Annotated in this window: 26 protein-coding genes; 12 read left to right on the forward strand and 14 right to left on the reverse strand. The window is 61.3% G+C overall.

Annotation, left to right across the window (positions count from 1 at the left end; translation table 11 throughout):
• Positions 1-141 precede the first annotated feature (141 nt).
• Positions 142-2,427 (forward strand): NADP-dependent malic enzyme, encoded by a 2,286-nt coding sequence (locus HFC70_RS01825; protein ID WP_168471487.1) that lies wholly within the window; start codon positions 142-144, stop codon positions 2,425-2,427.
• A gap of 1 nt (position 2,428) precedes the next feature.
• Here the strand turns inward: HFC70_RS01825 and HFC70_RS01830 are convergent, their stop codons facing one another.
• Positions 2,429-3,376 carry a LysR substrate-binding domain-containing protein gene (locus HFC70_RS01830; RefSeq protein WP_168471488.1) on the reverse strand — a complete coding sequence of 316 codons (948 nt, stop codon included), beginning with the start codon at positions 3,374-3,376 and terminating at the stop codon, positions 2,429-2,431.
• A 125-nt stretch (positions 3,377-3,501) separates the two neighbouring features.
• Here HFC70_RS01830 and HFC70_RS01835 point away from each other — a divergent pair, with 125 nt between their 5' ends.
• Complete coding sequence (locus HFC70_RS01835; RefSeq protein ID WP_168471145.1) at positions 3,502-3,726, forward strand: hypothetical protein; 225 nt, start codon at positions 3,502-3,504, stop codon at positions 3,724-3,726.
• A gap of 18 nt (positions 3,727-3,744) precedes the next feature.
• Here HFC70_RS01835 and HFC70_RS01840 read toward each other — a convergent pair whose 3' ends face one another.
• The 7 genes from HFC70_RS01840 to HFC70_RS01870 form a co-directional block, all read right to left on the reverse strand.
• Positions 3,745-4,623 (reverse strand): GNAT family N-acetyltransferase, encoded by an 879-nt coding sequence (locus HFC70_RS01840; protein ID WP_168471489.1) that lies wholly within the window; start codon positions 4,621-4,623, stop codon positions 3,745-3,747.
• A 103-nt stretch (positions 4,624-4,726) separates the two neighbouring features.
• Entirely contained in the window at positions 4,727-6,379 is a 1,653-nt protein-coding gene (locus HFC70_RS01845) for a hybrid sensor histidine kinase/response regulator (protein ID WP_168471490.1), read from the reverse strand.
• Between the two features lie 115 nt (positions 6,380-6,494).
• Complete coding sequence (gene lspA / locus HFC70_RS01850; protein ID WP_168471491.1) at positions 6,495-6,986, reverse strand: signal peptidase II; 492 nt, start codon at positions 6,984-6,986, stop codon at positions 6,495-6,497.
• On the reverse strand, positions 6,983-7,843 hold the full coding sequence (locus tag HFC70_RS01855; protein ID WP_168471492.1) for an RNA methyltransferase: 861 nt from the start codon (positions 7,841-7,843) through the stop codon (positions 6,983-6,985). Before HFC70_RS01855 ends, lspA begins: the two co-directional genes overlap by 4 nt.
• Positions 7,840-8,973: a class I SAM-dependent rRNA methyltransferase gene (locus HFC70_RS01860; protein ID WP_168471493.1), complete on the reverse strand. Its 1,134-nt coding sequence runs from the start codon at positions 8,971-8,973 to the stop codon at positions 7,840-7,842. Before HFC70_RS01860 ends, HFC70_RS01855 begins: the two co-directional genes overlap by 4 nt.
• A gap of 105 nt (positions 8,974-9,078) precedes the next feature.
• Positions 9,079-9,423 carry a lipopolysaccharide assembly protein LapA domain-containing protein gene (locus HFC70_RS01865; protein ID WP_168471494.1) on the reverse strand — a complete coding sequence of 115 codons (345 nt, stop codon included), beginning with the start codon at positions 9,421-9,423 and terminating at the stop codon, positions 9,079-9,081.
• 149 nt (positions 9,424-9,572) lie between these two features.
• Positions 9,573-9,875: an integration host factor subunit beta gene (locus HFC70_RS01870; protein WP_168471495.1), complete on the reverse strand. Its 303-nt coding sequence runs from the start codon at positions 9,873-9,875 to the stop codon at positions 9,573-9,575.
• A 349-nt stretch (positions 9,876-10,224) separates the two neighbouring features.
• On the opposite strand from HFC70_RS01870, the gene lptC reads away from it, so the two are divergent.
• From lptC to ptsN, 6 genes are all read left to right on the forward strand, one after another.
• On the forward strand, positions 10,225-10,890 hold the full coding sequence (gene lptC / locus HFC70_RS01875) for an LPS export ABC transporter periplasmic protein LptC (RefSeq protein WP_168471496.1): 666 nt from the start codon (positions 10,225-10,227) through the stop codon (positions 10,888-10,890).
• Between the two features lie 13 nt (positions 10,891-10,903).
• A complete protein-coding gene (locus tag HFC70_RS01880) occupies positions 10,904-11,464 on the forward strand; it encodes an LptA/OstA family protein (protein ID WP_168471497.1) in 561 nt (186 codons plus the stop codon).
• A gap of 39 nt (positions 11,465-11,503) precedes the next feature.
• Positions 11,504-12,292 (forward strand): LPS export ABC transporter ATP-binding protein, encoded by a 789-nt coding sequence (gene lptB, locus HFC70_RS01885; RefSeq protein WP_168471748.1) that lies wholly within the window; start codon positions 11,504-11,506, stop codon positions 12,290-12,292.
• 156 nt (positions 12,293-12,448) lie between these two features.
• On the forward strand, positions 12,449-14,005 hold the full coding sequence (gene rpoN, locus HFC70_RS01890) for an RNA polymerase factor sigma-54 (RefSeq protein ID WP_168471498.1): 1,557 nt from the start codon (positions 12,449-12,451) through the stop codon (positions 14,003-14,005).
• Between the two features lie 227 nt (positions 14,006-14,232).
• Entirely contained in the window at positions 14,233-14,805 is a 573-nt protein-coding gene (raiA, locus tag HFC70_RS01895; RefSeq protein WP_168471499.1) for a ribosome-associated translation inhibitor RaiA, read from the forward strand.
• Positions 14,806-14,871: 66 nt separating this feature from the next.
• The gene (gene ptsN, locus HFC70_RS01900; RefSeq protein ID WP_168471500.1) at positions 14,872-15,336 is read left to right on the forward strand and encodes a PTS IIA-like nitrogen regulatory protein PtsN; all 465 of its coding nucleotides are present in this window, start codon (positions 14,872-14,874) and stop codon (positions 15,334-15,336) included.
• 32 nt (positions 15,337-15,368) lie between these two features.
• On the opposite strand, the gene grpE is transcribed toward ptsN, so the two are convergent.
• On the reverse strand, positions 15,369-16,013 hold the full coding sequence (gene grpE / locus HFC70_RS01905) for a nucleotide exchange factor GrpE (RefSeq protein ID WP_168471501.1): 645 nt from the start codon (positions 16,011-16,013) through the stop codon (positions 15,369-15,371).
• A 172-nt stretch (positions 16,014-16,185) separates the two neighbouring features.
• Complete coding sequence (hrcA, locus tag HFC70_RS01910) at positions 16,186-17,271, reverse strand: heat-inducible transcriptional repressor HrcA (RefSeq protein ID WP_168471502.1); 1,086 nt, start codon at positions 17,269-17,271, stop codon at positions 16,186-16,188.
• A 169-nt stretch (positions 17,272-17,440) separates the two neighbouring features.
• On the opposite strand from hrcA, the gene rph reads away from it, so the two are divergent.
• From rph to hemW, 4 genes are read left to right on the forward strand one after another with little or no spacing between them, the layout of a single operon-like run.
• On the forward strand, positions 17,441-18,157 hold the full coding sequence (gene rph / locus HFC70_RS01915; RefSeq protein ID WP_168471503.1) for a ribonuclease PH: 717 nt from the start codon (positions 17,441-17,443) through the stop codon (positions 18,155-18,157).
• A 23-nt stretch (positions 18,158-18,180) separates the two neighbouring features.
• Positions 18,181-18,594, forward strand: coding sequence for a VOC family protein (locus HFC70_RS01920; RefSeq protein ID WP_168471504.1), 414 nt, complete (start codon positions 18,181-18,183; stop codon positions 18,592-18,594).
• A 12-nt stretch (positions 18,595-18,606) separates the two neighbouring features.
• Entirely contained in the window at positions 18,607-19,251 is a 645-nt protein-coding gene (rdgB, locus tag HFC70_RS01925) for an RdgB/HAM1 family non-canonical purine NTP pyrophosphatase (protein WP_168471505.1), read from the forward strand.
• Between the two features lie 6 nt (positions 19,252-19,257).
• Positions 19,258-20,439 (forward strand): radical SAM family heme chaperone HemW, encoded by a 1,182-nt coding sequence (hemW, locus tag HFC70_RS01930; protein WP_168471506.1) that lies wholly within the window; start codon positions 19,258-19,260, stop codon positions 20,437-20,439.
• Between the two features lie 15 nt (positions 20,440-20,454).
• Here the strand turns inward: hemW and HFC70_RS01935 are convergent, their stop codons facing one another.
• The 4 genes from HFC70_RS01935 to HFC70_RS01950 all read right to left on the reverse strand — a co-directional run bounded on the left by HFC70_RS01935 (position 20,455) and on the right by HFC70_RS01950 (position 24,753).
• A complete protein-coding gene (locus HFC70_RS01935; protein WP_168471507.1) occupies positions 20,455-21,051 on the reverse strand; it encodes a bifunctional 2-polyprenyl-6-hydroxyphenol methylase/3-demethylubiquinol 3-O-methyltransferase UbiG in 597 nt (198 codons plus the stop codon).
• 58 nt (positions 21,052-21,109) lie between these two features.
• Entirely contained in the window at positions 21,110-22,666 is a 1,557-nt protein-coding gene (gene dnaA, locus HFC70_RS01940) for a chromosomal replication initiator protein DnaA (RefSeq protein ID WP_168471508.1), read from the reverse strand.
• 849 nt (positions 22,667-23,515) lie between these two features.
• On the reverse strand, positions 23,516-23,782 hold the full coding sequence (gene rpsT, locus HFC70_RS01945; RefSeq protein WP_168471509.1) for a 30S ribosomal protein S20: 267 nt from the start codon (positions 23,780-23,782) through the stop codon (positions 23,516-23,518).
• 197 nt (positions 23,783-23,979) lie between these two features.
• A complete protein-coding gene (locus HFC70_RS01950) occupies positions 23,980-24,753 on the reverse strand; it encodes an enoyl-CoA hydratase (protein ID WP_168471510.1) in 774 nt (257 codons plus the stop codon).
• Positions 24,754-24,765: the final 12 nt, after the last annotated feature.

Consider the following 24,765-nt stretch of genomic DNA (forward strand, 5'->3'; position numbering starts at 1 on the left):
GCAGCAGGCGCGTTTTCGATTGTCACGATCCTCATATTTTCTTGGGCGAAAAGTCGTGCAACACTAACGACGTCAACGCGCCAAAGACAATAACAAAGGGCTGCCGCACGCATGGCTGCCCACAACTAGGTTTGAGGAAACATGCCGATCAAGGACAAAGCCGAGCGGACGCGCACGTCCGTCACCGAGCAGGAAGCGCTCGATTTCCATTCGCAGGGTCGCCCCGGCAAACTGGAAATCACCCCGACCAAGGCGATGGCCACGCAGCGCGACCTGTCGCTCGCCTATTCCCCCGGCGTCGCGGTGCCGGTCAAGGCGATCGCCGCCGATCCGGCAACGGCTTACGACTACACGACACGCGGCAACATGGTGGCGGTGATTTCCAACGGCACGGCGATTCTCGGCCTCGGCAATCTCGGGGCGCTGGCCTCCAAGCCCGTGATGGAGGGCAAGGCCGTGCTCTTCAAGCGCTTTGCCGACGTGGATAGTATCGACCTGGAAGTCGACACCGAGAATGTCGAGGAATTCATCAATTGTGTGCGCTATCTCGGCCCCTCCTTCGGCGGCATCAATCTGGAAGACATCAAGGCGCCCGACTGCTTCATCATCGAGCAGCGTCTGCGCGAACTGATGGATATTCCCGTCTTCCACGACGACCAGCACGGCACCGCCATCATTGCCGCGGCCGGATTGATCAACGCCCTTGAACTGACGGGGCGCGACTTCAAGACCACAAAGCTGGTCTGCAACGGCGCCGGTGCTGCGGCGATCGCCTGCATCGAGCTGATCAAGAGCATGGGTTTTTCCCATGAGAACATCATTCTCTGCGATACCAAGGGCGTCATCTACCAGGGCCGCACCGAGGGCATGAACCAGTGGAAATCGGCGCATGCCGCCAAGACCGACCGCCGCAGCCTGGCAGAGGCCATGGCAGGGGCCGATGTCGTGCTCGGGCTGTCGCAGAAGGGTGCCTTCAGCGCCGAGATGATCCGTTCGCTGGCGCCCAATCCGATCATCTTCGCCATGGCCAATCCCGACCCGGAAATCACGCCGGAAGAGGTCGCGCAAATCCGCAGCGATGCGATCATGGCGACCGGGCGGTCGGATTATCCCAACCAGGTCAACAATGTGCTGGGCTTTCCCTATATCTTCCGCGGGGCGCTCGATGTGCGGGCCTCCTCGATCAACGAGGCGATGAAGAGCGCTGCGGCTCAGGCGCTGGCAAGCCTTGCCCGCGAAGACGTGCCGGACGACGTGGTCGCGGCCTACCAGGGCAACCGGCCGCGCTTCGGGCCGCAATATATCATCCCCGTGCCCTTCGATCCGCGACTGATCTCGGCCATTCCGGTGGCCGTGGCCAAGGCTGCGATGGAGAGCGGGGTGGCCCGCAAGGCGATCCCCGATCTCGACGCCTATGCCCGTGAGCTGTCGGCCCGGCGCGACCCGATCGCGGCGACGACGCAGCGTCTCTATGAGCGGGTCAAGACCAATCCGAAGCGCGTGGTCTTTGCCGAAGGCGAGGAAGAACAGGTGATGCGGGCTGCCATCTCGTTTGCCAACCAGGGGCTCGGCACTGCCATCCTGCTGGGCCGCGACGAACCGCTGAAAGCCACCGCCGAGCGGGCCGGCATCGACCTCGACCGTCCCGGCATCGAACTGGTCAATGCCCGCGTGTCGACCCGGGTCGAGGCCTATACGGACTATCTCTATGCCCGGCTGCAGCGCAAGGGCTACCTGCATCGCGACTGCCAGCGCCTGATCAACACCGACCGCAATCATTTCGCGGCCTGCATGGTGGCGCTCGGCGATGCGGATGCCATGGTGACCGGCACGACCCGCAATTATTCAACGGCACTGGAAGACGTGCGCCGCTGCATCGATGCGAGACCCGGCCAGCGGGTGATCGGTGTCTCGCTGGTGCTGTCGCGCGGCCGCACGGTGCTGGTGGCCGATACCGCCGTACACGACATGCCGACGGCGGAAGAACTGGCCGATATTTCCGAGGGTGCTGCCGGTCTTGCCCGGCGCATGGGCTATGAGCCGCGTGTGGCGCTGCTGGCCTATTCGACCTTCGGTCATCCGACCGGAGAACGCTCCGAGCGGCTGCGCGAGGCGGTCAAGATCCTCGACACCCGCCAGGTCGATTTCGAATATGACGGCGAGATGGGGGCGGATGTGGCGCTCAACGTGCATCGCATGGAGCAATATCCGTTCTGCCGCCTGTCGGGCACGGCCAATGTGCTTGTCATGCCGGCCTTTCACTCGGCCTCGATCTCCACCAAGATGCTGCAGGAACTGGGCGGCTCGACCGTCATCGGCCCGCTGCTGGTCGGCCTCGACAAGTCGGTGCAGATCGCCCAGATGGGCGCCAAGGACACCGATATCGTCAACATGGCGACGATTGCCGCCTATAACGCCGGCGAATAGATCAATCGGATGCGGGTTGCCACGGGGGCTGCTCGCATCCGGTCGCCACCACCTGTTTCAACTTCGCCATATCGGCGGCCAGCTCTTCGCGCAGCCAGCGCTTGAACGCCTCGATGCGTTCGCTGCGGCGGGCATTTTCGGCCGTGACGAAGTAATGCCCGTCGCCGGTCTTCGCCCAGGGGCCGAAGGGCACCACCAATTGTCCGGCCTGGATGGCATGGGAGGCGAGTGTCTGCCAGGCGAGCATGACACCCTGGCCGGAGATCGCGGCATCCAGGCAAAGCGACGCCTCGTTGAAGACGTGCCGGCTTTCCACCGGCCGGCCGGCAAGGCCCACTTCCCGCAGCCAGACATCCCAGGAAAACATCGCCCTTCCGTCGCGGATGACCGGCAGGTTCAAAAGATCGGCGGGCGCTTTCAGCCGCGCGGCAAGGGTCGGCGTACAGACCGGAAAGACCTGCTGCTCCAGCAGCAGTTCGGAGCGAACGCCCGGCCATGTGCCCCGTCCGACGCGGATGCACAGATCGATGTCCGACGTCGCCGGATCGGTCAGGCTTGATGAGGCATCGATCCTCAGGCTGATATCCGGGCAGCGCTCGGAGAAACTGCCGAGACGATTGACCAGCCAGCGGGCGGCGAAGACGGGGGCCACAGAAATGGTCAGCACATTCTCATCGCGCCTATGGGCCGCGGCCACCGCGCTCGACAAGAGCCGAAACCCTTCGCCGAGCCGCGCCAGAATGACCTGTCCGACCTCGGTCGCCACCATGCCCTTCGGCGTGCGCTCGAACAGCTGGCGGCCAAGCTGCTGTTCCGACTTGATGACCTGCTGGCTGACGGCGCCGATCGAGACGCCCAGCTCTGTGGCAGCGGCCTGGAGCGAACCAAGCCGGCCCACCGCTTCGACGGCGCGCAGGCCGTTCAGATGCACGAGATTGAGGTTTTGCATATAGTTTCTCTATAGCAAACCAGCGCACATCTCAATTGAGGACTGGTCCCGGAAGAGGGACATTGCACATGGATGAACCGCTGCAAACCGCAGGATAGCACCCGTTACGAGAAAGGCGCGGATCCATGTTCAAGTTTTTCTGGAATATCACACGTCGTCAGCGAGCCGATGCCATTCGGCAAAGCGCTGAGATCTGGCGCCTGGATCCGCTCAGCCATCCGGCTCTATTGGATATGACGGAGCGGGAACTGGCCGATCTGCCAATGGAGCCGCTCTGTTTCCTGGCCGAGCCCGAACGCGCGGTTCCTCTCAAAAAGAACCCGCCAACTCGGACACGAATGGCGGGTTGAGGACTGGAAAAGCAATGATCAGCTGGCGAAGCGCCCGGCGTCAGCGCCATAATAGTTGAGATAGCGATCCGAAATGCTGGTAATCGGCAAGATGATCAGCACGTCGGTGGTGTTGAAGGCATGATCGACCACGGCCCCGGAGCCGACCATGGCGCCGACACGCAGATAGCCCTTGATCAGCGGCGGCATGGCCGACAGCGCCTTGCGGGCACTGATGGCCTCCTCCGGCATCAGATCCATGGTGCGGAACAGTTCGGGGCGGGCCTCGACCGCCCAGTCACCCTGCGCCAGGGCGTTGTTGTGCAGGAAGGACAGCGCCAGGGCATGGGCTTCCGGGCGAACGCCGGGAAACGAGCCGCAACCGAACATGGCATCGACACCGTGCCGCAACGCATAGGCCCAATTACCCTGCCACAGAAGCTCCAGGGTCCGCTTGGTGCGGTATTCCGGCAGCACGCAGGAGCGACCGAGTTCCATGAAGCGCTTGTCGGGGTGGCGGGCAAGCAGATCGCCGATCGCGAATTCCGAAGATGAGTAATAACCGCCGCTGGCCAGCGCCACATCATGGCGCAACAGACGATAGGTGCCGACGATCTGGTCTTCCGGATCGCCCTCAATGGCACGGTCGAGCACGAGAAGATGATCGCAGATCGCATCCCAGCTGTCGATATCGCGCTTGCAACGCATGGCGTCCGGCGCAAGCTGGGCTTTCATCTCTTCGACGAAAACCCGAAACCGCACCGACTGGGCCGCATCGACTTCGCTTTGGGTGCGCGCCAGGCGCGTTTCCAGCGTTCCGATCCGACCGAGGATATCGCTTTTCTCCGGGATCGGAGCGCGCGGCGAGGCCTTATTGCCGTCAAGCAGGCCAGAGCGTTCTAACAGTTCAAGTGTCATGGCGATTCGTCCGGAACCTGTTCAGGTTAAGGTCATAAACCATGGATGTACGACAGGAACGTGACAATAATTGTCACATCCGGGCCGCTGGTGCCAGCGCATTTCACCCGGTTTGTGACACTTTCGGCTGAAAGGATGCCAGAGTCTGAACTTCCTTTAGCAAGCGGTTGGGCTTCACCGGTTTTTCCAAGAGGAGATCCGCGCCGTTGGCCAGAACCTCCGTGCGGATATGGTCGCGCATGTCGCCGGTCAGCACGATGATCGGCGTTCGGCTCTGATGCCGGAGCTGTTCGACCATGCGGATGTAGCGGATGACGGCCGGGCCATCGCCGCCGGGCATGCCGAGGTCGGTGATGATCAAATCAAAACCGGCGCCGTCCTCAGCCGATACCGCCCGGCGCAGGGCATCGAAATCGGTGACGGCTACGACCTGATGCCCGGCTTTGCTCAGCACGGCCCGCAGCAGAGTGGCGTTGACAGGATCGTCCTCGGCCATCAGCACCCGAAGCGCCTTGCCGTGATGCAAGTCGCTACGCGCCGGCTCGCCGGATTGCGCCGACGGCGCCTGCAGCGGCTCCCGGATTTCGACACCCCGCATGACACCCAGCAGAACCTCGACAAGCGTCTGCTCGCGCAGTGGCCGGATGAGCCAGGCATCAAAACCCGGATGCGGCCGTCCGGATCGTTCCTCGGGGCTGACCAGGTAGATCTTGCGGACCGGGCCGTAGCGATCCAGCCGCACCGCCACGTCCTCGCTGAACTCGCCGACGCAACGATGATCGACGATGATATCGGTGAACGGCCGTGCCGCCTCTGCCGCCCTGTCGATGGCCGAAAGAACCGAGCCGGCATCCATGACCTGGTGGCAGACGCCGCCCAGCGCACGGATGGTCGCAGCCGTTGCTTCGGCGGATGGCCCGTCCGGGGCCAATAGCAGAACGGCAGACCGTGTCAGGGCCATACAGCGTTCGAAAAAGCCGCCGTCGTCATGCTTGCCGGTCGGCAGCCGGATCTCGAAGAGACTGCCCTCGCCCTTGCGGCTGTGAGCGAGCGAGAGCGATCCGCCCTGGGCACGCATCAGCCGTTCTGAGATGGCCAGGCCCAGGCCGGTGCCACCGCTCTTCTGGTTGGAATCGCCGGATTGTGAGAACTCCAGAAACAGGCGTGACTGCTCTTCGCTGTCCATGCCGGGTCCACTGTCGCGGATCTGGATGAGAAGGGCATCGCCATCCAGGCAGGCACTGACAAACACGCCACCCTTTGCCGTGAACTTGACCGCATTGCCGATGACGTTGAACAGAACCTGGCGAAGCCGCGCCGCATCGACATCGAGCATGGCCGGAACATCGGCATTGATGGTTGCGGCAATCTCCACGCCCTTTTCGTGGGCGCGATGCGCCAGCATCTCGATGACGCTCTCCACCAGCCGCCTCGGGCTGACGGTTTCCTTGTGAAGGGAAAACCGCCCGGCATCAAGGGTTGAGAAATCGAGCAGGTCGGCGACCAATTGCTGCAGGGCCTCGCCGGATTGCACGATCCCGGCCAGATAGTTCTTCTGCTCGGCGGTCAGACTGGTGCGCTCGAGAAGATGGGTCATGCCGAGAATGCCGTTCAGCGGCGTGCGCATCTCATGGCTGACGGTCGCCAGCAGGCGGGTCTTGGCGGCATTGACCCGCTCGGCGCGGGCGAGACGTTCGACCGCATCCTCGCCGCGGCCGTTATTTGCCGGCTGCTGGGCAGCGGCAGCCGTGTCCAATCCGAACGAAAGGTCGGGGACAAATCTCAGCCATTTCTGCAATCGCGCAAGCGTACCCATTGGTGGACAGTAACAGACAGCTGATTTCGAGAACGTGTGCCAAAACGCTCAAGTTTTACGGGTTCGGCTGTCTCCGGCCGAGGATCTCGTTGAGGAGAATGAGGCCAGCACCGAGCGTAATCAGGCTATCAGCCAGATTGAAGACGGCGAAAGACCATGTATCCGTATAGAACAGGACATAGTCGATCACGTGTCCGTAAACGAAACGGTCGACCAGATTGCCGATCGCGCCGGCAATGATCATCGCATAGCCCAGATGGGCAAATCGATGGGTGACATCGGTCTGGCGCCAGAGCCAGAGCACAAAGGCAACGATGAAGAGCCGCATGCCGACGATGAACCAGCCATCCATGCCGGCGAGCATGGAAAAGGCCACGCCGAGATTGTGGGTCCGATAGAGGGCCAGCATGGGCATGACCGGCACGGCTTCATGCATCGGCAGATAGGCCTCGACCGCGGCCTTGATCGCCTGGTCGACGAGAAGGGCCGCCAGGATCAGCAGCAGGGCCGGCAGGGGCCGAGAGAAGAGCGCAGGTCTGTCGGTCATGTCGACTCGTCGAGTTTCAATTGGTCGCGGCGCGCCTCAAAGAGCATCACGCCCGTGGCAATCGCCAAATTCAGCGAGTCGGCGCGGCCGGCCTGCGGAATGCGGGCCAGCACGTCGGCCTGGCGGGCCAGCTCCTCCGGCAGGCCGGACTGCTCATTGCCCATCATCAGGACAACCGGCTTGCGGCGATAATCGACCGTCCGATAATCGATGGCCCCGGCCAGATGGGTGGCGACCACCTGCGCGCCGCTCGACGCCTTCCAGGCCAGGAACTCGGTGACCGTCGCCTTGACCAGCGGCAAAGCAAACATCGAGCCCATGGTGGCACGCACCGTTTCCATGGAAAACGGATCGGTGCAATCGCCCAGCAGCATGACACCGGAGGCGCCGGCTGCATCGGCCGTGCGGATGATCGTGCCGAGATTGCCGGGGTCACGAACCCGATCGAGCGCGATCCAGGTCTGGCCCATTGACAGTTTCACGTCGCGAAGCGGCATCCAGCGCTGGTCGAAGACGCCGGCCACCATCTGCGGATTGTCGCGACGGGTGATCGATGCCATCACCTTTTCGCTGACCTCCAGCACCAGACCGCCGGACGCCACCGTCCTGGCCGCGATCTTCTCGACCAGCGGCTTGCCTTTGGCCGCTTTCGAATAGATCAGGGTGCGAATGGTCCAGCCAAGCTCCAGCGCATCGATCACGAGTTTCAGCCCTTCCGCCATGAAGGTTCTGGTCTCGTCGCGCATCTTTTTCTGCGAAAGCGCCTTGATATCCTTGACGATCGGATTGGCAAGGCTAGTCACTTCCTTGACCTGGCCGACCCGGCGGGCTCCGTGATCGCGATAATCTTCCGTCATTTGGGCACCCAGCGGCTGAAAAGAGAGGTCGAGAGCGCCCGGCCGGGCGTTTTGCCATCCACTCCGGTCTCGCGGATCACCAGTTCGCCGGATTCCACGGTGCCACGCTTGCCGCGCATGGTCTCGCGCATCAGTTCGTGGATCGAATAGAAGCTCGCCCGAATGGAATAGGCCGTCAGTACCAGACCTTCGGCCCTCGGCGACAGGATATCGCGGCAGATGTCGAGCATGGCGGGCAGATGGTCGAACAATTGCCAAACCTCGCCATTCGGTCCGCGACCGAATTTCGGCGGATCGGTGAGGATGATGTCGTAGCGGCTGCCGCGGCGCTCCTCGCGCTGGATGAATTTCATTGCATCGTCGCAGATCCAGCGGATCGGTGCCTTGTCCATGCGGCTGAGCGCCTGGTTTTCGCGGGCCCAGCCGATGGCTTTCTTGGATGCATCGACATGGGTGACTTCCGCGCCGGCCCGGGCGGCGATCAGCGAGGCGACGCCGGTATAGCCGAACAGGTTGAGGACTTTCAGCGGCGTCTTGGAGGCTTCGATGCGCTCCTTCATCCAGGTCCAGTGGGCAATCTGCTCGGGAAAGACGCCGACATGGCGAAAGGCAGTGAAGCGGCCGAGAAAATCGACGCCGAGCAAAGCAAGCGGCCAGGTTTCACCGAGCGCCTCGCGCGGAAAACGCCAGCGGCCCATGCCCTCCTCATCCGTATCGCCGGAAAAAACCGCATCGGCCCGTTCCCAGACATGGGCGGGCAAAGCCGGCGGCCAGAGCGCCTGGGCTTCCGGTCGGATGATGCGATAGGGGCCGTACTGCTCAAGCTTGAGGCCATGGCCGCTGTCGATCAGGTGAAAATCGCCGGCACCGGGCGATTCCAGGATGAGCGGAACCCGTTCGCCGGGACGTTCGCCGGCGCGCAATTCCAGACGTTCCGGTGGCGGCGCGGACGCTTCCGCTTTGGCAGATCTCACGGGCTCCTCCCGCCGGTCGGCGGCTCGCGCAGGCGTGCGCTCCACCCGCTGCGCGCCGTCGGGCTTGCCGGTGGCGGCACGCTTTTCAGGGCGGCGCGGCTTCGGGGCTCCGGGATCGGACACCTTTGGCGGAGACCGGCGTATCTTGTTCTTCACGGCTTGATCGGCTTTCCATGGCTTGGGGTCGACGCCAGCCCTTAGCATTGCCCGGTCAGCGCGAAAAGCGCTTTCCCGCTGGCTGTCCGAAAGCGGCGGCCGAATTCACTTCGAGGGCAATTGCGCCAGACCCTGGCCGGCGATCTGCTCGGCGCGTTTCTTGTGCTGATCGGCTTCGGCCTGCCAGCGCATGGCAGAGCGCGACTCCCGCTTGGCCCGCTTGCGGTATTTGCCCTGCGACCACCAGGTCGCCAGGGAGCCGGCGAAGAGGCCGAGCAGGAATGCCAGAAACAGGAAGACGAAGAAGGGCGCTGCGACCGACAGAAGCTGGTCTTCCGGTTGAAACGGGTTGAGCGCCAGGCTCACGCTTTGCCGGTTGGCGACAGAAAGTACGATCAAAACGATTCCGAGCGGCACCAGAATGACCAGGTTGACGATCTTTTTCATCATCGTGCAATCTCCTTCGCGGCCGGTGCGGCCGCCCATCACGCATTGCTGTCTTTCAGAATAGAAGCAAATGCATGGCAATCAAGCGCAGGATTGCCGCGCCCAAGTCATGATCCACCAGCCACGGTGGCGCGGATCGGTCCAAACACGGATTATTCGTCCGCGTCGTCGTCCATTCCGGGATTCAGGCGTTCGCGCAGTTCCTTACCGGTCTTGAAAAACGGCACCCATTTTTCCTCGACGAACACGGTTTCGCCGGTCCGCGGATTGCGCCCCGACCGCGACGGGCGGTTCTTGACCGAGAAGGCCCCGAAGCCTCTCAGTTCGACGCGATTGCCGCCGGCAAGCGCATCGGTGATTTCATCGAGAACGGCATTGACGATATTCTCAACGTCACGGTGATAGAGGTGCGGATTTCTCGCCGCAACAATCTGCACCAGTTCCGATTTAATCACGGTCGCCCCCTGAAATCTTTGTCGTCGGATGGTAGAAAGTGCCAAACCCCAAAAAGGTCGTCAAGAACAGGTCTCGACCCGGGACAGACCCGGCGGCATGGCGTAAAACATCACAAACACTTGCATGAATCAATCGCTTAAGCCAATCCCGCTGCATCAAAATATGCCGTAGGCCTTGCCCGGTCGGGACAAAGGCAGCCTGAAGCCTCTTTTTGGCTTCATCTTGTATCGCCGCTAAAAAAATCCATATTGGCAAGCCAAGGCAATAATGCGAAACGTCCCCACCATGGGAAGCCTTCTATTTACGGACCCTTAGTGTGATCGGACCGATATCAAACAGGCCATACGAATGCTGAATCGCCTGGACGACAGCAAGGCGGGAGCCATTCCTGCGCCGGTCGGCGATCTCTATCGGCGGGCGATGGAGCATTCGGCACGGGTACGCCGGCTGAAAGTGCTGTTGCCTGTGGCGGCGCTTCTGATCTCGCTGGCCTTCATCGCCGTTTCGGTGATCCGTGCCTATCTGCCTGAAAACCTGCAGCTTGAATCCGCCCGGATAGAAAATGGCAAGGTCGTGATGGAAAAGCCGGCCGTTTCCGGCCGAAATGCCGACGGCATCAGCTATTCCATGAGCGCACTACGGGCTCTGCAGGACATCAAGAATCCAAACATCATCGCCCTTGAAACCATCAAGGCTGCCGTGCCAGTCAATGACAAGATCATTGCGCGGATCGAGGCGACGAGTGGCATCTTCGATCGCGCCAATGATCGGCTCGACATGGAAGAGCCTTTCGTCATCAAATTGAGCACCGGCCTGGAGGCGCATTTCCAATCCGCCCACCTCGACATCAAGGGCGGAACAATGAATACAACCGACCCCATCGCAATTACTGCTAAAGAAGCTTCGATTGTTGCACAGTCCCTCAAGATGACGGATAAGGGACGCGTCATCACCTTTGCGGGTGCCGTTCGCGTCAATATCGAACCATCCGCTATTCGCAACACGGACAACTGAGAGCCGGCCCGCCATGAAAACCATCTGCCGTTCATCGTTCTACAAGGCTGGCGCGCTGCTTGCGGCAGGTGGGCTGGCGCTCGGGCTGGCCTCTTCGGTCATGGCCCAGGCCACAAGCAAGAGCATGGACGGCATGAAGCTGTCCAACGATCAGCCGATCCAGATCGAAAGCGACCAGCTTGAGATCCGCGAGCAGGACAAGGTCGCCGTGTTCACCGGCAATGTGAAAGTCGTGCAGGGCACGACCACGCTACAGGCCGGGCTGATGACCGTCTATTATCGCGGCGAAGGCACATCGGTCACCAATGGTGACGCGGATATCGAGAAGATCGACGTGTCACAGAAGGTCTTCCTGTCGTCCGGCACACAGCAGGCCACCGCCGATTCCGGCGAATTCAACCTGGCGGCCCAGGTCTTCACCCTTCAAGGCGACCGTGTCGTGCTGTCCGAAGGGCAGAATGTATTCGTCGGCTGCAAGCTGACCGTCAAGATGACCACCGGAGAGGCAAAGCTCGATAGCTGCGGCGGACGCGTGCAGATTCAGCTAGATCCCAAATCCGGCAAGAAACCATAGGTTTCCGAACAGGCCGTGAAAATACCCTCCCTCAAAACCATGATTCCGAAGCCATCGGCGCGCCAGCCTGCGCAGGCTGAAACCGTGCGCGACAAGAGCCGCTACGAGGGCACGCTGATCGCCCACGGGCTGACGAAAAGCTACAACACGCGGCGCGTGGTGAATGGCGTTTCGCTGGTGGTACGGCGCGGCGAGGCTGTCGGGCTGCTTGGGCCGAACGGCGCCGGCAAGACCACCTGCTTCTACATGATCACCGGCCTGGTCCCCGTGGATGCCGGGACGATTGCCATCAACGGCAATGACGTCACTTCCATGCCGATGTACCGGCGGGCGCGGCTGGGCGTCGGCTACCTGCCGCAGGAAGCATCCATCTTCCGGGGGCTGACCGTCGAGGAGAATATTCGGGCCGTCCTGGAACTGCACGAAAGCAACAAAACCAAACGCGAGCGCAAGCTCGATGAGCTGTTGAACGAGTTCAATATCGAGAAACTGCGCAAGTCGCCGGCCGTCGCGCTGTCCGGCGGCGAGCGGCGGCGTCTGGAAATTGCGCGGGCGCTTGCCACTGACCCGACCTTCATGCTGCTCGACGAACCGTTTGCCGGCGTCGACCCTATTTCGGTTTCCGACATCCAGAATCTGGTTCGGCACTTGACGGCACGCGGTATCGGGGTTTTGATTACAGACCACAATGTCCGCGAAACCCTCGGGTTGATCGACAGGGCCTATATTATCCATGCTGGCGAAGTGCTGACCCATGGTCGCGCCAATGACATCGTCAACAACCCGGATGTCCGCCGGCTATATCTCGGCGATAAATTCAGCCTCTGAGGCGCTTGCGGCGCAACAAAATCTTCCCCCCCGCCATAGTCCCGCTTGACCAAACCAAATAAAAAAGCAATTTTTGGGCCAGTTAGGATTTACTCGTTCCACAAAGCGGAACAAAAGAGGTCCGAAGGGGAATTGTAGGGGAGTTTCTCGTCCGCCATGGCACTTTCAGCCAACCTTTTCCTACGCCAGAACCAGTCTTTGGTCATGACACCGCAGCTGATGCAATCCATCCAGCTGCTGCAGATGACCCATCTTGAACTCGTCCAGTTCATTTCGCAGGAAGTGGAAAAGAATCCACTGCTCGAAATTGCGCCAGATGATGGCGAAACGGGCAATGACAACAGCCGCGCTGACGCGGAGCAGTCCTCGCAGGCGGAAAGCGGCGATGGCTTCGAGGGACACGGCGAAAGCCTCGACAGCGACTGGTACGAGTCCGGCAATGGCGGAACGCTGAACGATCGCCTCGACACCAATTTCGACAATGCGTTTGCTGACGACAGCTCGCCGCAGCGCCTCGATGCCCCGGAACTGCTCGGCCAGTGGAAATCGATGCCCGGCAGTTCCTCCGAAGGCGGGGACAGCTACGATCTTGACGATTTCGTTGCCGGACAGATCACCCTTCGCGACCAGTTGAATCAGCAACTGCCGTTTGCGGTGACCACGCCGCGCGATCGCCTGCTCGCCCTGGCGCTGATCGACCAGCTCGATGACGCCGGTTACCTGCGCGCCGATCTTGCGGACATGGCAGAGCGTATGGGCACGACGCTTGGCGAAGTCGAAGCCGTGCTGGCCATATTGCAGACCTTCGAGCCGGCCGGCGTGTTTGCCCGCAGCCTCAGCGAATGTCTGGCGATCCAGCTGCAGCAAAAGGATCGCCTGGATCCGGCCATGGCAGCGCTGATCGCCAATCTGGAACTGCTCGCCAAGCGCGATTTCGCGACGTTGAAGAAGCTGTGCGGCGTCGATGAGGAAGATCTGCTCGACATGCTTGGGGAGATCCGCAAGCTCAATCCGAAGCCTGGCAGCGGCTATGAGAGCAGCGTCCTGGAATCGGTGGTGCCGGATATCATCGTGCGGCCCTCTTCAGAAGGCGGCTGGCTGGTCGAGTTGAACCCGGAGACCCTGCCGCGTGTGCTGGTCAATCAGACCTATTTCGCCGCGATCGCCCGACAGGGCTCGGACGGAAACGACGACCATGCCTTCATGTCGGAATGCCTGCAGACGGCAAACTGGCTGACCCGCAGCCTCGACCAGCGCGCCCGGACGATCATGAAGGTGGCCAGCGAGATCATTCGCCAGCAGGATGCCTTCCTGCTGCACGGCGTGGACCATCTGCGACCGCTCAACCTGAAGACAGTGGCCGACGCGATCAAGATGCACGAATCCACGGTCAGCCGCGTCACCTCGAACAAATACATGCTGACGCCACGCGGCCTGTTCGAGCTCAAATATTTCTTCAGCGTCTCCATCGGTTCGGCGGAAGGCGGGGACAATCACTCCGCGGAGTCGGTCCGGCACCGCATCCGGATGCTGATCGCCCAGGAGAGCCCGGACGAGGTTCTGTCGGACGACGATATCGTCAACAGCCTGAAGATCGGCGGCGTGGATCTTGCCCGCCGCACCGTTGCCAAATATCGGGAAGCGATGAATATCCCGTCCTCGGTGCAGCGGCGGCGCGAAAAGCGGGCGCATGCCCGTGTTTCCGTCGGATAATCCACTGGGGGAAAGCCGGACGCCCAAGCCGCGCCGTTGACTTTTGGCAATGCCAGAGTTAGAAGCCCGCCGCGACAGATACGGGAAAGTTTCGGTGGAAACCGCTTATCCCCAACATCCGCTCGGCGGATTCGGGTCTTGTAGACATTGCTGCTTGAAACGCTTGGATGCGCGCGGCGCTTGGCGTAAACTGATACTCGCAAATCACGATAAGAAGGGAAAACTCCATGAGTGTGCGTGTATCCGGCAAACATATGGAAATCGGCGATTCGTTCCGCGTGCGGATCGAGGAGCAGATTGAAGCGGCGGTCGCCAAGTACTTCGACGGAGGGTATTCCGGTCAGGTGACGGTAACCAAGTCGACGTCGCGTTTTGGCGCCGATTGCATGGTTCACCTCGACACAGGCGTCAATCTGCACGCCGCCGGAGAGGCGAATGATCCGCAGGCCGCGTTCGACATGGCGGCGGAGCGGGTGGAGAAGCGGCTGCGCCGCTACAAGCGCAAGCTGAAGGATCACCACGCCAATGCGCTGCCGAACAATGCCGAGATCGCCTATACGGTGATGGATGCCGTTCCCGACGAAGACGAAGAAATTGCCGAGGATTTCGCTCCGACGATCGTGGCGGAAAGCTCGAAGAAGCTGAAGACCATGTCCGTTGCGACCGCCGTGATGGCGCTGGACATGACCGACGAGCCCGTACTCCTGTTCCGGAGCCCGGGTAATGAAGAGCTGAACATTGTTTATCGCCGCAATGACGGCAATATCGGCTGGATCGATTCCGCCAATATCAAAAGCTGAGATACTGAGGAGCGGCGACACAGTCGCTCCCCAGACCCTTGTTTCGGCGGCACGAAGGATTTTGAGATGGCCTTGGCAGATTTGCTGCAGCAAGACGCGATTGTTCCCGCCTTAAGGGTAAATTCCAAAAAGCAATTATTGCAGGAGCTGGCGGCCAAGGCCTCCAAGCTCACCGGACTGGCGGAGCGGGAGATATTCGACGTCATCCTGCAGCGCGAGCGGCTTGGCTCGACCGGCGTGGGCAACGGCATAGCCATCCCACATGGCAAGCTGAGCAGCATCCCCAAGATCGTCGGCGTCTTTGCACGGCTGGAGACACCCGTGGACTTCGAAGCGCTCGACGAGCAGCCGGTCGATCTCGTGTTTCTGCTGCTGGCGCCGGAAGGGGCCGGAGCGGACCATCTGAAGGCCCTGTCACGGATCGCCCGTGTGCTGCGCGACCAGGATCTGGTTGCCAAGCTTAGAGCCACCGACTCCGCTTCCGCGATCTACGCGTTTCTCAACGAAGATCAGGCGTCCAACGCCGCCTGATCTTCTTTTCACATCAGCATTTAAAGGACGCCTCAGGCGTCCTTTTCATTGACGGGTATCGTGCCCGGCTCGGCAGCGACGGCCTCGCTTTTCTGTCCGCCCTTGGCCACGCCCACCATGGCGGGGCGCAAAACCCGATCACCGATCGTGTAGCCGGCCTGCACCACCTGGACGACGGTATTGTTGGCGACATTGGGATTGGGAATTTCAAACATCGCCTGATGGAAATTCGGGTCGAATTTCTGCCCGACCGGCTCAATCTTTTTCACGCCGTGGCGTTCGAGCGTTGAGAGCATGCCGCGTTCGGTCATTTCCACGCCTTCGATCAAGGCGGCAAGCCCGGCTTCCGCCGCAGCCCGCGTTTCCTCGGGGATGGCGTCGATGGCGCGGCGCAGATTATCCGAAACGGCCAGCATGTCGCGGGCGAAGTTCGTCACTGCATAGGACTTGGCATCCTTGACGTCACGTTCGGTGCGACGACGCAGATTGTCCATCTCGGCAGCCAATCGCAAAAAGCGATCGCGCAATTCGTTGTTTTCGGCCTGAAGCGCGACAAGGGGATCCGGCTCCCGTGCTGTCTCGCCGTTCTGGCCCGCGGCCTGCCCGTCCTGCGGAGCGGCCGATTGGCTCTCAGAGCCCGCCGCGTCAGGTCCGTTCTTGTGTGTTTCGTCGGTCATGACGTTCTCCGGAATAATGGTTTCAATCCGAGCCCGATATCAGGGTTTGGTGTGGAAAAATCAAGGCTTGAGTGGAAAGAACGCTGCCGAACCGTCGCCAGACGGCATTTGCCGCCCATCGGTTCGGGCAACCAGGCGATATCCGTGCGGCGAGGCAGGCGCGTAGCGTGCCTCAGTGCGGATTGCGCGACAGGCGGGCCATCAACTGGGCCGTATAGTCGACCATCGGCACGATGCGCGAATAATTCAACCGGGTCGGACCGATGACACCGACGGCGCCGACGATGCGGTCTTCGCCATCCCGATAGGGCGCCACGATCAGCGACGAGCCGGACAGGGAGAACAGCTTGTTCTCCGATCCGATGAAAATCCGCACGCCCGGCCCGCTCTCGGCGAGGTTCAGAATCTCGATCAGGCTTTCCTTGCGCTCCAGATCGTCAAACAGCAGCCGCAGCCGGTCGATATCCTCGACGCCGGCCAGCCCTTCCAGCAGATTTGCCCGCCCCCTGACAATCAGCCGGGTCGGTTTCTCCTCGTCGCGACCACCGGACCAGACGGCCAGGCCGCGTTCCACGAGATCCTGAGAGAGGGCATCCAGTTCGCCTGCGACCTGCTGGCGCAGCGTCACAAGCTGGCTGCGCACTTCGGTCAATGTCTGTCCGGCGAGATGCGCGTTGAGAAAATTGGCCGCTTCCGTCAATTGCGACGCTGTGATGCCGACCGGCAACTCGATGATGCGGTTTTCGATCTGGTTCTGGTCGCCGACCAGCACGGCCAGCGCCTTGGTCGGCTCCAGACGAATGAACTCCACGTGCTTCAGCACCGGATCGGACTTGGCGGCAATCACCAGCCCCGCACCGCGCGACATGCCGGACAGCATGCGGCTGGCCTCGGTCAGCAGGCTTTCCATCGGCTGATCCGGCCCGGCGCGCATATGCCGGTCGATCGTGCCACGCTCCTCCTCCGAGAGATCACCGACCTGCATGAAGGCATCGACGAAGAAGCGCAGGCCGAGTTGCGTCGGCAGACGTCCCGCACTGATATGCGGTGAATAGATTAGCCCGAGATCTTCCAGATCGCTCATGACATTGCGCACCGATGCCGGCGACAGCGACATGGGCAGAATACGCGACAGGTTTCTGGAGCCGAGCGGTTCTCCCGATTCCAGATATGTCTCTACGATACGCCTGAATATCTCTTTCGAGCGATCGTCCAGCGCCGTCGAGACCTCTTTGACCGGTATAGTCGGAAAACTCATTGCGCGCACAGGATGTTGGATTTCGGATCAAATGAATATAATCACTCGCCGCCCGATCACAAACGGGAAATTCATCAATATCGCCCGGCAGCGCCGGCATTCCATGGTTTTCCTTTGCAAATCACGCCGACCGACCTTAGAAGGCGGTAGCAATTCCGAGGAGAAAACAATGCGGCCATCCGGCAGAAAAACCGACCAAATGCGCAAGGTGTCGTTCGAGCGCAACTTTTCCAAGCATGCGGAAGGTTCCTGTCTCGTCAAGTTCGGTGACACTCACGTGCTCTGCACGGCAAGCCTTGAGGAAAAGTCGCCGCCATGGCTGCGCAACAGCGGCAAGGGCTGGGTCACGGCCGAATACGGCATGCTGCCGCGCGCCACAGGCGAGCGCATGCGCCGCGAAGCCTCGGCCGGCAAGCAGGGCGGCCGCACCCAGGAAATCCAGCGCCTGATCGGCCGCTCACTGCGTGCCGTCGTTGACCTGGAAGCGCTTGGCGAACGCCAGATCTCGATCGACTGCGACGTCATCCAGGCCGATGGAGGCACCCGCACGGCCTCGATCACCGGCGCCTGGATCGCCCTGCACGACTGCCTGAAATGGATGGAAGCGCGCAGCATGATCAAGCCCGACCGTGTCCTCAAGGACCATGTCGCGGCGATCTCCTGCGGCATCTTTGCCAACCAGCCGGTGATCGACCTCGACTATCTTGAGGATTCCGCCGCCGAGACCGACGCCAATTTTGTCATGACCGGCACCGGCGGTATCGTCGAGGTTCAGGGGACCGCCGAAGGCAAGCCGTTCAGCCAGGACGAATTGCTGACCCTGCTCGGCCTTGCGACCAACGGCATTGCCGAACTCGTCGCCCTGCAGAAGCAGGCGATCGCCTGACGGAGACCATTGCGAGGCTCAAGATGACGCCCCTTATCGAAGGCATTCTGGAAACCGCGCTCTACGTCGACGACCTCGACGCGGCAGAAGCCTTCTACGAGGCGACACTGGGCCTCACAAAACTATCGCGGGCCGGAGACCGGCACGTGTTCTTTCGCTGCGGGGCCGGCATTCTGCTGCTGTTCAATGCGCAGGAAACCGAAAAGCCGGCGGCTAGCGGCGCCCTGCCCGTGCCAAGCCATGGCAGCCGCGGTGCCGGGCACATGTGTTTCCGCGTATCGGCCGACAATCTCGACCGGATGGTCGAGCGTTTGAGCGATGCCGGCGTGACGCTGGAGGCGGACTTTCGCTGGCCGAACGGAGCGCGATCGATCTATTTCCGCGACCCGGCCGGCAACAGCCTGGAATGTGCCGAGCCCGCTCTCTGGGATCTTTGATGAGGATGATGCATGCGCAAGCTTGAGACCAAGACCATCGTGGTGGCGAGCCACAATGCCGGCAAGATCGCCGAGATTGCCGACCTGATCGGCCCCTTCGGCTTTTCGGCCAAGTCGGCGGCCGAGTTGCGCTTCGCTGAGCCGGACGAGACCGGAACGACCTTCGAGGAAAATGCCACGATCAAGGCCCTGGCGTCTGCCAAGGCCTCGGGCCTGCCGTCGCTCTCCGACGATTCCGGCATCGTGATCGATGCGCTGGGCGGGGCGCCCGGTGTCTACACCGCGAACTGGGCCGAGCGCGAGGATGGCAGCCGCGACTTCGCCATGGCGATGGAAAAGGTCGAGAAGGCGCTGGCCGACAAGGGAGCGACCGAGCCATCGCAGCGCACCGCCCGTTTCGTCAGCGTTCTCTGCCTTGCCTGGCCCGATGGCCACACCGAGCTGTTCCGCGGCGAAGTGGAAGGCATCGTGGCCTGGCCGCCGCGCGGCAACAAGGGCTTCGGCTATGACCCGATCTTCCAACCGGAAGGTTATGACGTGACCTTCGGCGAGATGAGCGCCGAGGAAAAGCACGGCTGGAAGCCGGGCGATCCCCAAGCCTTGTCGCACCGAGCCCGCGCCTTCAAGATCTTTGTCGAAACCTGCCTGGAAACCTGAACCCTGATGGCCGAGCCCTCCTCCCTACTGCTTCCCGATACGGGTGAACCGGGTTTCGGCGTCTATGTGCATTGGCCGTTCTGCGCGGCCAAGTGCCCCTATTGCGACTTCAACAGCCATGTCCGCCACCAGCCGGTCGACCAGCCGCGCTTTACGGCCGCCTTCCTGACGGAGATGGCCAAGATGCGGGCGCTGAGCGGCCCGAAGACGGTCACCAGCGTGTTTCTCGGCGGCGGCACGCCATCGCTGATGGACCCGGCGACGGTTGCGGCCATCCTCGATGGCATATCCCGCCACTGGCATATGCCGAACGGCATCGAGATCACCATGGAGGCCAATCCCTCCAGCGTCGAGGCGGAACGCTTCCGCGGCTACCGGGCGGCGGGCGTCAACCGGGTTTCGCTGGGTGTCCAGGCGCTGAACGACGCCGATCTCAAATTCCTCGGCCGGCTGCACAATGTCGAGGACGCGCTGAAGGCGATCCGTCTGGCACGCGAGATTTTCCCACGCATGTCCTTCGACCTGATCTATGCCCGGCCACGCCAAGAGGTGAGCGCCTGGGAGCAGGAACTGAAGCAGGCGATTTCCTATGCGGTCGACCATCTTTCGCTCTATCAGCTGACGATCGAGGAAGGCACGCCCTTCTTCGGCCTGCACAAGGCCGGCAAACTGATCGTGCCGGACGGCGACCAATCCGCCACGCTTTATGAAGCCACGCAGGACATCATGGCCCGAGAGGGTATGCCGGCCTATGAAGTGTCCAACCATGCCCGGCCGGGCGCCGAGAGCCGCCACAACCTTACCTATTGGCGTTATGGCGACTATGCCGGGATCGGTCCCGGTGCCCATGGCCGACTGACCCGTGGCCATGACAAGCTCGCGACCGCCACCGAGCGCAACCCGGAGCGATGGCTAGAATTGGTCGAGCGCGATGGTCACGGCATGGTGGACCAGGAGATGCTGGGCTTCGAGGAACAGGCCGACGAATTGCTGCTGATGGGTCTGCGCCTGCGCGAGGGCGTCGATCTGGCCCGCTGGCAGCAATTGTCGGGCCGTGATCCCGACCCCAAGCGCGAGGCCGCTTTACTGGAACACGGTTTCATCGAGCGGATCGGCAATTCCCGCCTGCGCTGCACGCCGTCAGGCATGCTGATCCTCGACGCCGTTGTCGCCGATCTCGCCTGCTGACAGGTCTGACGCGGCCTATGGCTTCCGCGCCGTGACGTAAAGCCAGTCCGTCGGCTCGCCGTCATAGCCGCCGCCGGTTGTGTGGTCGATCTCAGCATCGATCCAGCCGGCAGCACGATAGGTGTCCGACAGCCATGTCGCCGACGGGCGATTGTAATAGCGGCCATAACGATCCGTCCCTTGCGGGCCGCCTGTCTTATAGCTGGCGTAGAACATGCCGCCCGGTGTTGTCGCCCTCTGGATCCGCGCCAGAACCGCCTGAAGATCGTCTTTCGGCACATGCAAGAGGCAGGCATTGGCCCAGATGCCGTCATAGAGCTCCAGCGCATCGATCTCGTCAAACCGCAGGACCTGGACGGGCCGTTGCAGCTGCCGTTCCGCCTCGGCGGCCATTTCGACTGTGCCGTCGGTTGGCGTCACGTCGAAACCGCGCGCCAGCATCATGGCGCTGTCCTCGCCCGCACCGCAGCCGAGTTCGAGAATACGGGCACCAGGCACCAGCTTATCGAGGAAAGCCTCCAGACGCGCGGTCGGGCTTTTCCGGTCGCGCGCCGCATACTCGACCGCGTTGGCCGCATAGAAAGCCACGGACGGATCATCAGCGTTTTGCATCGACACTCCTGACACTTCAAACGAAAGAGGCCGGCAAATCTGCCGGCCTCTTGTCCGTTCAGGCGTTGTTTTCGTTGATCAGGCGCTTCAGCAGCTCGATCTCATGGCTGAGCTTGGTATCGCCGCCGATCAGTTCCTCGATCTTGCGCACGGCATGCAGCACCGTGGTGTGATCGCGGCCACCGAAGCGACGGCCGATTTCGGGGAAGGAGCGCGGCGTCAGCGTCTTGGCAAGATACATAGCGATTTGACGCGGCTTGACGATGACCCGAGTGCGGCGGTTGGACACCAGTTCCTGGCGCGACACGTTGTAATGCCGTGCCACGACCCGCTGGATGTCCTCGATGCGGACACGCTTCTGCTCGGCAGCGCCGACCAGATGGGCGAGAAGTTCGTCGACGCGTTCGATCGACAGGTTCGGCTCGAAGGATCGGCGGAACAACAGCTGGTTGAACGCGCCTTCCAGGTCGCGGCCACTGCTGGCCACATTGCGGGCCACATGCGACAGGATCTCGACCGGGATATCCAGGCTGGCATCGTCCTTGCGGGCTGCGGCCAGACGGATCTTCAGCATCTCGAACCGCATCTCGTAATCGGGCGATTCCATTTCGATGGCGACGCCGCCCTGCAAGCGGGAGCGCACGCGGGGATCAAGCGATTCCAGTTCCCACGGAGCGCGGTCGGCGGCTACGACCACCTGCTTGGCGCTGTCGAGCAGCATGTTCAGCAAATGGCAGAATTCGTGCTGGATGGTCTTGCCCTGCAAGAACTGCATATCGTCGATGATCAGCAGATCGATATTGCGCAGGGTGTCCTTCAGCGTCAGGGCATCGTTGTCGCGGATCGCAGTTGCGAAGCGCCACATGAAATATTCGGCCGTCAGATAGACGACGCGCGGCGCCCGCGGGCTCTGGATCGCCGCATTGGCGATGGCCTGCAGAAGATGGGTCTTGCCGAGACCGACAGCCGAATGGATGAACAGCGGGTTGAACCGAACCGCACCGGCACCGGCTTCGGCGATCGTCTTGGCCGCGGCCACCGCAACGCGGTTGGACGAGCCTTCAATGAAGGCGTCAAAGGTGTAGCGGGAATCGAGCGGCGAGCCGAACAGCGGGCCGAACGTCGCCGGGCGAACACTGGTGACGCTGCCGGACGACGCAGCGATCTGTCCGATCGACTGGGCGGCGAGCTTGCGCACAGGGGATGCAGACGGGGCCTCGGCAACCGGCAGACGCTCCTCCGGCTGAGGAGTACGCGTATTGCGGCTGGCGGTGCGCACCAGAATCTCGACCTTGAGAATGTCGGGATCTTCGGCCTGGAAAATGCTGGTGATCAGATCCAGATAACGATTGTTGATCCATGATTTCAGAAACGTGGTTGGAACGGTGAGGCGTACCACGCTCTTCGACGCCGAATGCAATTTCAGTCGACCGAACCAGCTCGCGAACACGTCCTGTCCGACTTGAGCCTTCAGCCGAATGCTGAAGCGCTCAAAGAGAGCATTATGCCTCATTTCAGAATTGTCCCCCGCCGCTTCGGAGCAAACGGCACTTACCGCCGCGTGTGCATGGTCCCCGTCAGCCAATGCACCGGCCGTCACTGTCGTCACTTGCATATCGCCGCCTTCCAAATTGTCCCTATGACGGCCAGCCATTTCATTGCTGCCCGCCACTTAAGAATGCTCCGCACTGCACCAGTCGCGTGATGCGACCCATGCAATACCGTTTGCGTGCGACGGTAGTCCCAAGCCAAATGGGTTTGCCGCCAAACGCTATCGACCGGCCGTTACCCGATCATCGCGCGGATTTCTCCGCACCACCGCACCTTTCATCCTCGTAATGAAAGATACGGCCTCGCCCCCATGCTTTCCCCTCTCCGACAGGCCGCACGCGGCACAGATTAACCCATTGTTCCACCCTCCGGAATCCGCCAAGATTCCGGCACAACGGCGATCGCTGTCAGAAAAAACGGAACAGATAATGCTCCGTCCCAAGAGACGTGAAGGCTTGCTGATGTCTGGTAACCAGTTACAGACCGCCTCGGGGGTGTTCCCCGCGCCTCTTGTTGAAGGCCATTAAGGCAGGATCAAATGGCAAGATCAACAGTGAATTTTACGCAAAATTAAGAAGTGACCATTGACTCGGGCGCCCGTTTTTGACTGTCACAAAGGCCAAAAAAAGAATCGCTTTTGAATCAAGGAGTTTGGCTTTTCGGCCGATATACGCAGGCTCAAAAACAAAAAAAGAAAAAAATCACTTGACTCGAAACTGGGGTCGCCTGCCGTAAAGTGAAGCTGGAGAACAAACCAACTCCTCGCGCAACCCATTGAATTCAATGGACTTTTTGTGTCACGCCTCTGACATGCAATTGTCAAATTTGCAACACAGACGCGCTAAAACCGCGACAAACAGAAAAAGCCCGGCAAAACTGCCAGGCTCATAGAACATTTAAACTTTGTCTTAAATTAGGCCGAAAGGGCCTTCACACGCTGAGCCAGACGGGAGATCTTCCGCGATGCCGTGTTGGCATGCAGAACGCCCTTGGTTGCGGCGCGGTGCAGTTCAGGCTGAGCGGCCTGAAGGGCGGTCTTTGCGATAGCCGCATCGCCGGTGGCGATTGCTTCTTCAACCTTGCGGATGAAGCCACGTACGCGCGAACGACGGTTCTTGTTGATTGCGGTCTGGCGCGCGATCTTGCGGGTCGCCTTTTTCGCCGACGATGTATTGGCCATGGATGCCTCTCTTCGAAATCAAACCAAACTCCGCCTTCGCCGCGTCGGGTCGTTGCGACCTGTCAATCCAGCAATTCGGGAGCAATCGTGGAAAAGCCAGAAGCTTTCCTAACTGTGGGCGGGCATATAGCCCGAAAGAACACGTCCGTCAACGCGGATTCTGAATCATTCTACGCCGGACGCTGCGAAAACCGGGGCTAGCGGTCCTTGAATTCCGGCTTGCGCTTTTCAACGAAGGCAGCCATGCCTTCCTTCTGGTCGGTCGTCGCGAAAAGCGAATGGAACAGACGGCGCTCGAAGCGCAATCCTTCGCTCAAGGTCTGTTCGAAGGCGCGGTTGACGCTTTCCTTCACCATGTTGAGGGCCGGCTGCGAGAAGGAGGCGATTTTCGTCGCCGCCGACACCGCCTCGTCCAGTAGACGCTCCGGCGCCACGACGCGCGCCACCAGGCCGGCGCTTTCGGCCTCGGTCACATCCATCATGCGGCCCGTCAGGCAGAGATCCATGGCCTTTGCCTTGCCGATGGCGCGCACCAGCCGCTGCGTTCCGCCCATGCCGGGAATGACGCCAAGCGTGATTTCCGGCTGGCCGAACTTGGCGGTCGTCGAGGCGATGATGAAGTCGCACATCATGGCAAGCTCGCAACCGCCGCCAAGCGCAAAGCCGGAGACCGCCGCGATCAGCGGCTTGCGGAAGCTCGCCACCGCATCCCAGCCGCTGATGAAATCTGCGAGATAGACATCAACGAAATCGAGCGCCTGCATTTCCTTGATATCCGCGCCGGCGGCAAAGGCCTTTTCAGAGCCGGTGAGCACCACGGCCTTGATGGCAGCATCGCCCTGGAACGTCGCCAGCGCCTGGGTCAGCTCGGACATCACCGTCGCGTTCAGGGCGTTGAGGGCCTGCGGACGATGGAGCGTGATGATGGCAACGGGACCTCTCGTCTCAACGAGCAGCGTTTCAAATGTCATGTCTCTCTCCCT

It is taken from the genome of Agrobacterium sp. a22-2 (assembly GCF_012276985.1).
In the GTDB taxonomy this organism is placed as follows: domain Bacteria; phylum Pseudomonadota; class Alphaproteobacteria; order Rhizobiales; family Rhizobiaceae; genus Allorhizobium.

What these genes read in the sequence shown, in the direction of transcription:
- HFC70_RS01825 (WP_168471487.1), top strand. Translation starts at nt 142, where the DNA reads ATGCCGATCAAGGACAAAGCCGAGCGGACGCGCACGTCCGTCACCGAG.
- HFC70_RS01830 (WP_168471488.1), bottom strand. Translation starts at nt 3,376, where the DNA reads ATGCAAAACCTCAATCTCGTGCATCTGAACGGCCTGCGCGCCGTCGAA.
- HFC70_RS01835 (WP_168471145.1), top strand. Translation starts at nt 3,502, where the DNA reads ATGTTCAAGTTTTTCTGGAATATCACACGTCGTCAGCGAGCCGATGCC.
- HFC70_RS01840 (WP_168471489.1), bottom strand. Translation starts at nt 4,623, where the DNA reads ATGACACTTGAACTGTTAGAACGCTCTGGCCTGCTTGACGGCAATAAG.
- lspA (WP_168471491.1), bottom strand. Translation starts at nt 6,986, where the DNA reads ATGACCGACAGACCTGCGCTCTTCTCTCGGCCCCTGCCGGCCCTGCTG.
- HFC70_RS01855 (WP_168471492.1), bottom strand. Translation starts at nt 7,843, where the DNA reads ATGACGGAAGATTATCGCGATCACGGAGCCCGCCGGGTCGGCCAGGTC.
- HFC70_RS01865 (WP_168471494.1), bottom strand. Translation starts at nt 9,423, where the DNA reads ATGATGAAAAAGATCGTCAACCTGGTCATTCTGGTGCCGCTCGGAATC.
- lptC (WP_168471496.1), top strand. Translation starts at nt 10,225, where the DNA reads ATGCTGAATCGCCTGGACGACAGCAAGGCGGGAGCCATTCCTGCGCCG.
- HFC70_RS01880 (WP_168471497.1), top strand. Translation starts at nt 10,904, where the DNA reads ATGAAAACCATCTGCCGTTCATCGTTCTACAAGGCTGGCGCGCTGCTT.
- lptB (WP_168471748.1), top strand. Translation starts at nt 11,504, where the DNA reads ATGATTCCGAAGCCATCGGCGCGCCAGCCTGCGCAGGCTGAAACCGTG.
- rpoN (WP_168471498.1), top strand. Translation starts at nt 12,449, where the DNA reads ATGGCACTTTCAGCCAACCTTTTCCTACGCCAGAACCAGTCTTTGGTC.
- raiA (WP_168471499.1), top strand. Translation starts at nt 14,233, where the DNA reads ATGAGTGTGCGTGTATCCGGCAAACATATGGAAATCGGCGATTCGTTC.
- ptsN (WP_168471500.1), top strand. Translation starts at nt 14,872, where the DNA reads ATGGCCTTGGCAGATTTGCTGCAGCAAGACGCGATTGTTCCCGCCTTA.
- grpE (WP_168471501.1), bottom strand. Translation starts at nt 16,013, where the DNA reads ATGACCGACGAAACACACAAGAACGGACCTGACGCGGCGGGCTCTGAG.
- hrcA (WP_168471502.1), bottom strand. Translation starts at nt 17,271, where the DNA reads ATGAGTTTTCCGACTATACCGGTCAAAGAGGTCTCGACGGCGCTGGAC.
- rph (WP_168471503.1), top strand. Translation starts at nt 17,441, where the DNA reads ATGCGGCCATCCGGCAGAAAAACCGACCAAATGCGCAAGGTGTCGTTC.
- HFC70_RS01920 (WP_168471504.1), top strand. Translation starts at nt 18,181, where the DNA reads ATGACGCCCCTTATCGAAGGCATTCTGGAAACCGCGCTCTACGTCGAC.
- rdgB (WP_168471505.1), top strand. Translation starts at nt 18,607, where the DNA reads ATGCGCAAGCTTGAGACCAAGACCATCGTGGTGGCGAGCCACAATGCC.
- hemW (WP_168471506.1), top strand. Translation starts at nt 19,258, where the DNA reads ATGGCCGAGCCCTCCTCCCTACTGCTTCCCGATACGGGTGAACCGGGT.
- HFC70_RS01935 (WP_168471507.1), bottom strand. Translation starts at nt 21,051, where the DNA reads ATGCAAAACGCTGATGATCCGTCCGTGGCTTTCTATGCGGCCAACGCG.
- dnaA (WP_168471508.1), bottom strand. Translation starts at nt 22,666, where the DNA reads ATGCAAGTGACGACAGTGACGGCCGGTGCATTGGCTGACGGGGACCAT.
- rpsT (WP_168471509.1), bottom strand. Translation starts at nt 23,782, where the DNA reads ATGGCCAATACATCGTCGGCGAAAAAGGCGACCCGCAAGATCGCGCGC.
- HFC70_RS01950 (WP_168471510.1), bottom strand. Translation starts at nt 24,753, where the DNA reads ATGACATTTGAAACGCTGCTCGTTGAGACGAGAGGTCCCGTTGCCATC.